Origin of the sequence: Phenylobacterium sp. (assembly GCF_024508875.1) — a bacterium.
GTDB lineage: Bacteria > Pseudomonadota > Alphaproteobacteria > Caulobacterales > Caulobacteraceae > Phenylobacterium.
In genome coordinates this window covers 1-6,525 of the sequence record NZ_JANINU010000131.1, presented here as the reverse complement: position 1 = coordinate 6,525, position 6,525 = coordinate 1, and the positions used below count along the sequence as shown (strand labels likewise).

The window sequence follows — 6,525 nt, the reverse complement described above, 5'->3', positions numbered from 1 at the left end:
GTGGGTGGTGGTGCAGGGGTGGGTGGCCATCGACTTGGCGTCGCCCAGGTTGTTGGAGATGTCGACGATCTCCAGCGCGTCGAGAAAGCGCCAGGCCGCCTCGCGGCTGCCCAGGTCGAACGCCACCACATTGCCGCCGCCGGTCATCTGGTTGGCGATGATCGCCGCCTGCGGGTGGTCGGGGCGGCCGGGATAGATCGTCTTCAACACTTTGGAATGGGCGGCGATGGCGTTCGCGACCTTGCCGCAATTCTCGGTCTGGCGACGCACCCGCAGCTCCAGCGTCTCCAGGCCTTTCAGCAGGACCCAGGCGTTGAACGGCGACAGCGCCGGGCCGGTATGCCGGTGCATGTCCTTGTAGGCTTCGGTCAGGACGTCGGCGGCCCCCAGGATCGCCCCGCCCAGGACGCGCCCCTGGCCGTCGATGTGCTTGGTAGCCGAATAGACGACCACGTCGGCGCCGAGGGCCAGCGGCTTCTGGAAGATCGGCGTGGCGAAGACATTGTCCACCACCAGCGTGGCGCCGGCCGCGTGCGCGATCTCGGCCACCGCGCCGATGGCGGTGATCTCCAGCAGGGGGTTGGCCGGGCTTTCGACCAGGAAGCACTTGGTGTTGGGCCGCACCGCGTTCTTCCACGCCTCGAGGTCCGTGGCGTCGACGTAGGTGGTCTCCACGCCGAACCGCGGCATCCATTCCGAAAGGATCCAGCGGCACGAGCCGAACAGGGCGCGGCCGGCCACGATGTGATCGCCAGCGCGGACCAGCCCCATCAGCGCCAGTTGCACGGCCGCCATGCCCGACGCGGTCGCCTTGCAGGCTTCGGCGCCTTCCATCAGCGCCAGGCGGTCCTCGAACATCTGCGTCGTGGGGTTGCCGAAGCGCTGGTAGATGAACCCGGGCGCATTGCCGGCGAACCGCGCGTCGGCCGACGCGGCGCTGTCGTAGGCGAAGGACTGGTTCAGGAAGAGGGCTTCCGAGATCTCGCCGAACTCGGTGCGCATGAGGCCGCCGCGCACTGCCCGGGTCTCGATTTCCCAATCGCGCGGATCTTCAGCCATCACGGCCTCCTTCAGAAAAACTGGGCGCCTTGAACGCCGGGCGCCCCTGCGCGTCAAGCGCCGCTTTCCTGCAAGCGGCCTCAATTCCCCTCGCGAAGCCTTGCCACGTCGCGGTTCTGCGGTAAGGGTTCGCGGCCCATGAGCGAATTTGCCGCCCCGGGCATCCTGCCCTGCCAGTCCATCGAAGCCCTGATCGCGAGCGGCGCCATCGCGTCGGCGACGCCCTGGGCGCACGACCAGGTCCAGCCGGCCAGCCTCGACCTGCGGCTCGCGGGCAAGGCCTGGCGGGTGCGCGCCTCGTTCCTGCCGCGCCACGGCACGGTGCGCCAGCGGATCTCCGAGGTCGCCATGCACGAGCTGGACCTCACGGCCGGGGCCGTGCTGGAGCGCGGCTGCGTCTACATTGCCGAGCTGCAGGAGCGGGTGAAGCTGCCGGTCGGGATCTCCGCCCGCGCCAATCCCAAGAGCTCCACCGGCCGCGTCGACGTCTTCGTGCGGGTGATCACCGACTTCGGCGACGCCTTCGACGACGTGGACGAGGGCTATGAAGGCCCGCTCTACATGGAGATCGCGCCGCAGACCTTCTCGGTGCTGGTGCGCTCGGGCACGCGGCTGAACCAGCTCCGCCTGAAGGCCGGTACGCCGCCGCGTCTGCGCACGGAAAGCGTCGGCGTCGACCTGACCGGCGAGATCGCGGGCTTCCGCGGCCGCCGCCACGCCGGCGTCGTCGACCTCGACCACGAGGACGGCCACGACCCGCGCGATTTCTGGGAGCCGCTGGTCCCGCGCAACGGCCAGCTCCTGCTGGACCCTGGCGAGTTCTACATCCTTGCTTCGAAGCAGGCGGTGGAGATCCCGGTCCTCGAAGCGGCCGAGATGACCCCGATCGATCCGTCGGTGGGCGAGTTCCGCGTCCACTACGCCGGCTTCTTCGACCCCGGCTTCGGCACGGACGAGGCGCACGGCAAGGGGTCCAAGGGCGTGCTGGAGGTCCGCAGCCACGAGACACCGTTCATCCTGGAGGATGGCCAGACGGTCGCCCGGCTCGTCTACGAGCCGCTCACCGAGCGCCCCACGCGCCTCTATGGCGACCTAGGGTCGCACTACCAGCGCCAGGGCCTGAAATTATCCAAGCATTTCCGGATTTGGCAGGCATAGTCCCCTGACGCCTGCGGGCGTCGCTGTCGGGGGACATCGTTGTGGCGTGGTTGCGTGGGCTCGCCGCCGTCGCGGGCGCTTTGGCTTTCGGTTGGGGGGCCGCGGCTTCGGCTGCCCCGGCCATGTGGCGCGTCTCTGACGGGGACAGCCAGGTTTACCTCTTCGGCACCCTGCACGCGCTCAAGCCGGGCGAAGCCTGGCGCACGCCGCTTTACGACGCGGTCCTCGCGCGAGCCGGCACGGTCTGGTTCGAGGCCGACATGCAGTCGGGCGATCCCGACACCCTGCGCCTGCTGGTCCAGCGCTACGGCGTCGATCCCGACCGGCCGCTCAGCCGCAAGCTGGCGCCGTCGGACCTCGGCGCGCTCGCCCGCCAGACCGATCTCGCCCGCGTCGACCACCTGCGCCCCTGGGCTGCCGCCCTTATGCTGTCCATGCAGCCCGCGCTGGCCAAAGGCGCCTCGGTCGACAAGGGGGCGGACCTGACGATCACCCGCGCCGCCCGCGCCGAATCCAAGCGCATCCGCGCGTTCGAGACCCTGGAGGACCAGGCCCGCATGTTCGCGAGCCTGCCCGAAGCGTCCGAGGTCCGCTACCTGGCGGACGTGGTGCGCGAGCGCAGCCGGGGTCCGCGCCTGCGCCTGCCGTTCAAGCCGCAGAGCCTGGAAGACGCCTGGCTCGCCGGAACTCTGGGGCCGGCCCAGATCGCGGACATGCGTGCGGAGAACCCCGCGCTCTACGAGGCCTTCCTCAAGCGCCGGAACGAACGCTGGGCCGACAGGCTTTCCGCCGAGATGGCCGGCTCGGGCGTCGAGCTCGTCAACGTGGGCGCCTTCCACATGGTCGGCGCAGATGGCTTGCCGGCCCTCCTGGCGGCGCGCGGCTTCAGGGTCGAGCGGGTCCAGTAGTTTAGCTCCTCCCCCGCAGAGCGGCAGCGAACGAGGGAGGTGGCGGCGAAGCCGACGGAGGGGGCGCTGGGGCCGTGCGCCGATCTGCCAACCGCCTTGCCGCGTCAGCGCCCCCTCCACCACTTCGTGGTCCCCCTCCCCCGCTTCGCAGGGGGGGGGAACAGCTTGCACGACATTATGTCATGGTCGCTTGACACATCTCGCGTGTCATGTTTCCTTGTCATCGAGACAAGGGAACTTCACCGATGACAAGACAATCCGCTCGCGCCGGCTCCATGGGCCTCATCCTGCTGGCCGCGGTCGCCGTGGCGCTCGTCGCGCTGAAGCACGTGGCCGGCCTGGAATTCCCGCGCTGGTTCCGCCTCGCGGTCCTCCTGGTGCTGGTGACCATCACCGCGCTCTCGACCTGGAAGTGGTGGGGCGCGCTCGACGAGGTGGCGCGCGAGGCGCACAAGTTCGCCTGGTACTGGGGCGGATCGTTCGGGATGGGCGTGGCCGGCGCCCTGCTGATCCTGGTCGACAGCCAAAAGATCCCGGTCCCCCAGATCCTGCCCGGCCTGCACAGCGATTTCGCGATCGGCGCCGCCACGGTGATGCTGGCGCAGATCACGGGCTACCTCGTGGCGTGGGCCGGCTGGTGGTGGACCCGCCGATGAGCCCGCTCAGCCTCGCCGCCGTCCTGCTCGTGACCGGCAGCGTCTATTTCCTCGGAATCGGGACCGCGCTGCTATGGATGATCCGATGAAGAACCGCCTGAAGGTGCTGCGCGCCGAGCGCGACTGGAGCCAGGGCGACCTCGCCGAGCGCCTCGGCGTGTCCCGCCAGAGCGTCAATGCGCTGGAGACCGGCAAGTACGATCCCAGCCTGCCGCTGGCGTTCCGGATCGCCCGGCTGTTCGAGATGAAGATCGAGGAGATCTTCCAGGACGAGACGGCTTAGGCCGCGGTCCTGGGAGGCCTCAAGCTGCTTCGGGCTTCTTGTAGATCGACCGCACCGGCCGCTCCATCACCCGCCGCATCATCGGGACGAACGCTTCCAGCGGCATGCTCTCATAGGCCGGATCGAATGAGTTCTGGTCGTACAGGTGGCAGAACTGCGCCGTGTACTCGAACCACGGATGCCCCCGCCATTCGTCCCGCATGTCGCGGTCCAGGCCCAGGTGGTGGAAGAAGTAGTAGCCCTGGAAGATGCCGTGCTTCTCCAGCATCCAGTGGTTCTGCTCCGAGATGTAGGGCTTCAGGATCGCAGCCCCCAGCTCGGCGTGGCTGGCGGGCAGCAGGATATCGCCGATGTCGTGGAGCAGGGCGCAGACCACATATTCCTCATCCCGCCCGTCCCGGTGCGCCCGCGTCGCCGTCTGCAGGCTGTGCTCCAGCCGGTCGACGTTGAAGCCGCCGTAGTCATTGTCCAGCAGCTTCAGGTGCGAAAGGATGCGGTCCACGTGCTCGCCCCGGTGCGCCTGGCCGGCCGCGGCGATCGCCGCCCAGTCGGCCGCCGTACCCTCGGTCATCGCCGTGAACGTCGCGCGTTCCTTGGAGTCGATGTCGTGCGCCGCGCCGTCGGCCATGCCGGTCTCTCCCTCGGTTATCGTATTTGCCCAAGGGTGCGACCCGCGGACGCCCAGGTCAATGCAGCCCCTTGGCCCGCGAGCCCTGCGCCGCTATGTAGGCCGCCGCACGCGGGTGTAGTTCAGAGGTAGAACGTCAGCTTCCCAAGCTGAATGTCAGGGGTTCGATTCCCCTCACCCGCTCCAATCTTCCTCCCACCGCTGTCGCGCCGGTCCACACGGGAAGTTGCTCGCCCATGTCGGCTGTCCGACGATCGCGGGGAGCGGGATGTGCTAACCATTCGAAATCGCTGGCCACGCTCTCCGGGCGCCAGCGGCTGAGAGACGGCTACCGCTTTAGCGCTCCCGCCTGCAAAGAAGGGACGCGCATGCCTCTCTACACACTCTATCCCACCCTCAGGAACGGCCTCTGCGACACGTTCCAGAGCGTCGAGCTCAACTCCGACGAACACGTGGCGGAACGAGCCCTTTCGGCGCTTGAGCAGCATCCGAGCGCGGAGAGCGTGGTCGTGTACGCGGGCCACCGCAAGGTCATGACCCGCGCCCGGATTCATCGCGATCTGGCAGCTTTGCTCGGGCGACGCAGATTGGAATTGCCCACGGAGGCCTGAAGCCGCCCGCTCCTGCGGGGCGCCGTTGCTAGGCTGCCGCCTCGTAGAGCCGCGCCGGCCGGTGGCTGCCGTGCGCGAAGTCCTCGGTCTCGCGGACGCAGCCCAGCGTCGCCACCATTTTGCGGAAGTTGCGCTTCTCCGCGTCGTCGCCGGTGACGGCTTCGTACGCGCCCTGGAGCTGGCTGAGGGTGAAGCGGGGCGGGAGCAGGGCGAACAGGGGCGAAACCTGGCGCGCGTGGGCGGAGAGGGTGTCCAGCGCCCGGGCCAGGATCGCGCCGTGGTCGAAGGCAAGCTTCGGCAACTCGGCCAGGGGAAACCACTTCGCCTGGGCCGCGTCGGTGTCGGCCTGCAGCTTGAGTTCGTCGGACGGCAACAGCGCCAGGTAGGCCACCGAGATCACCCGCTCGCGCGGATCGCGCCCCGGCGCGCTGAAATTGGCGACCGGCAGCAGAAGCTCGGCCGCAACGCCCGTCTCCTCCATCAGTTCGCGCCGGGCGCAGTCGTCCAGCTCCTCGTCGGGTTGCAGGAAGCCGCCCGGCAGGGCCCAGGCGCCGCGGAACGGCTCGGCCCCGCGCTCGATCAGCAGCACGTGCAGCGCGCCGCGGCGCAGGGTGAAGACCGCGATGTCCGTAGCCACGGCGGGATGGGGGTGCTCATACGTGAAAGGCATGTTCGTGTATTGACGACACTAAGTGGTGGCTGGTAAGTGTGAATCTAACACTAAGTTGGTTCGCGTTCCAGTCCATCGAGAGGCCTCCCCATGAGTCTCGCCTGCGCCGCGTCATCCCTGCCCTTCGACGTCATCAGCTTTGGTCGTGGCGCCCTGGGCGTCGCGCCCTGTCCGGGCCTCGGCCGCACGCCCGGCGCCGACCTGCAGGCGATGGCCGACTTCCGGCCCGACGCGATCGTCACCCTCCTGTCGGCGCAGGAGCTGAAGCTCACGCCCCGGCTGGACCTGGCCGAGGCGCTCCCCCGCCTGACGGGCCAGTGGCACCACTGCCCGCTTCGGGCCGGCGCAGCCCCGGGCGCCCGGTTCGAGCGGCAGTGGGCCTATGTCGGCTGGCAGGTGCGCCAGATTCTCCGGCGCGGCGGCCGGGTGCTGCTGCATTGCGACGAAGGGCGCGGCCGGGCCCGCTGGCTGGCGGCGCGCCTGCTGGGCGAACTGGGCATGGGCGCCGCCGAGATCGCGGCGCGGGTGCGGGGGCCGCGCGCCAGCCTCGCG

The 6,525-nt window shown here is 69.2% G+C and carries 9 protein-coding genes and 1 tRNA gene; 7 read left to right on the top strand and 3 right to left on the bottom strand.

From position 1 onward, the window contains the following. Positions 1-1,059, bottom strand: a 1,059-nt coding sequence (gene metZ, locus Q0L11_RS11170; protein ID WP_296597315.1) for an O-succinylhomoserine sulfhydrylase, incomplete at its 3' end; no start/stop codon positions are given. Between the two features lie 138 nt (positions 1,060-1,197). Between metZ and Q0L11_RS11165 the strand changes: the two genes are divergently transcribed. The 4 genes from Q0L11_RS11165 to Q0L11_RS11150 all read left to right on the top strand — a co-directional run bounded on the left by Q0L11_RS11165 (position 1,198) and on the right by Q0L11_RS11150 (position 4,064). After that, positions 1,198-2,217, top strand: coding sequence for a 2'-deoxycytidine 5'-triphosphate deaminase (locus Q0L11_RS11165; RefSeq protein ID WP_296597314.1), 1,020 nt, complete (start codon positions 1,198-1,200; stop codon positions 2,215-2,217). A gap of 122 nt (positions 2,218-2,339) precedes the next feature. Beyond that, a complete protein-coding gene (locus tag Q0L11_RS11160) occupies positions 2,340-3,125 on the top strand; it encodes a TraB/GumN family protein (RefSeq protein ID WP_296597313.1) in 786 nt (261 codons plus the stop codon). Between the two features lie 245 nt (positions 3,126-3,370). Further along, positions 3,371-3,781: a hypothetical protein gene (locus tag Q0L11_RS11155; RefSeq protein WP_296597312.1), complete on the top strand. Its 411-nt coding sequence runs from the start codon at positions 3,371-3,373 to the stop codon at positions 3,779-3,781. 85 nt (positions 3,782-3,866) lie between these two features. Then, the gene (locus Q0L11_RS11150; protein WP_296597311.1) at positions 3,867-4,064 is read left to right on the top strand and encodes a helix-turn-helix transcriptional regulator; all 198 of its coding nucleotides are present in this window, start codon (positions 3,867-3,869) and stop codon (positions 4,062-4,064) included. 19 nt (positions 4,065-4,083) lie between these two features. Here Q0L11_RS11150 and Q0L11_RS11145 read toward each other — a convergent pair whose 3' ends face one another. Next, a complete protein-coding gene (locus Q0L11_RS11145) occupies positions 4,084-4,692 on the bottom strand; it encodes an HD domain-containing protein (RefSeq protein WP_296597309.1) in 609 nt (202 codons plus the stop codon). Positions 4,693-4,803: 111 nt separating this feature from the next. Here Q0L11_RS11145 and Q0L11_RS11140 point away from each other — a divergent pair. Together Q0L11_RS11140 and Q0L11_RS11135 are read left to right on the top strand one after the other, a co-directional pair. Then, positions 4,804-4,878 (top strand) — tRNA-Gly (locus Q0L11_RS11140). 182 nt (positions 4,879-5,060) lie between these two features. Beyond that, a complete protein-coding gene (locus Q0L11_RS11135) occupies positions 5,061-5,303 on the top strand; it encodes a hypothetical protein (protein WP_296597307.1) in 243 nt (80 codons plus the stop codon). A 28-nt stretch (positions 5,304-5,331) separates the two neighbouring features. Here Q0L11_RS11135 and Q0L11_RS11130 read toward each other — a convergent pair whose 3' ends face one another. Then, positions 5,332-5,973: an NUDIX domain-containing protein gene (locus Q0L11_RS11130; RefSeq protein ID WP_296597305.1), complete on the bottom strand. Its 642-nt coding sequence runs from the start codon at positions 5,971-5,973 to the stop codon at positions 5,332-5,334. Between the two features lie 90 nt (positions 5,974-6,063). Here Q0L11_RS11130 and Q0L11_RS11125 point away from each other — a divergent pair. Then, positions 6,064-6,525 (top strand): hypothetical protein (locus tag Q0L11_RS11125; RefSeq protein ID WP_296597303.1); only part of this gene is annotated, 462 nt, incomplete at its 3' end.

What these genes read in the sequence shown, in the direction of transcription:
- Q0L11_RS11165 (WP_296597314.1), top strand. Translation starts at nt 1,198, where the DNA reads ATGAGCGAATTTGCCGCCCCGGGCATCCTGCCCTGCCAGTCCATCGAA.
- Q0L11_RS11160 (WP_296597313.1), top strand. Translation starts at nt 2,340, where the DNA reads ATGTGGCGCGTCTCTGACGGGGACAGCCAGGTTTACCTCTTCGGCACC.
- Q0L11_RS11155 (WP_296597312.1), top strand. Translation starts at nt 3,371, where the DNA reads ATGACAAGACAATCCGCTCGCGCCGGCTCCATGGGCCTCATCCTGCTG.
- Q0L11_RS11150 (WP_296597311.1), top strand. Translation starts at nt 3,867, where the DNA reads ATGAAGAACCGCCTGAAGGTGCTGCGCGCCGAGCGCGACTGGAGCCAG.
- Q0L11_RS11145 (WP_296597309.1), bottom strand. Translation starts at nt 4,692, where the DNA reads ATGGCCGACGGCGCGGCGCACGACATCGACTCCAAGGAACGCGCGACG.
- Q0L11_RS11135 (WP_296597307.1), top strand. Translation starts at nt 5,061, where the DNA reads ATGCCTCTCTACACACTCTATCCCACCCTCAGGAACGGCCTCTGCGAC.
- Q0L11_RS11130 (WP_296597305.1), bottom strand. Translation starts at nt 5,973, where the DNA reads ATGCCTTTCACGTATGAGCACCCCCATCCCGCCGTGGCTACGGACATC.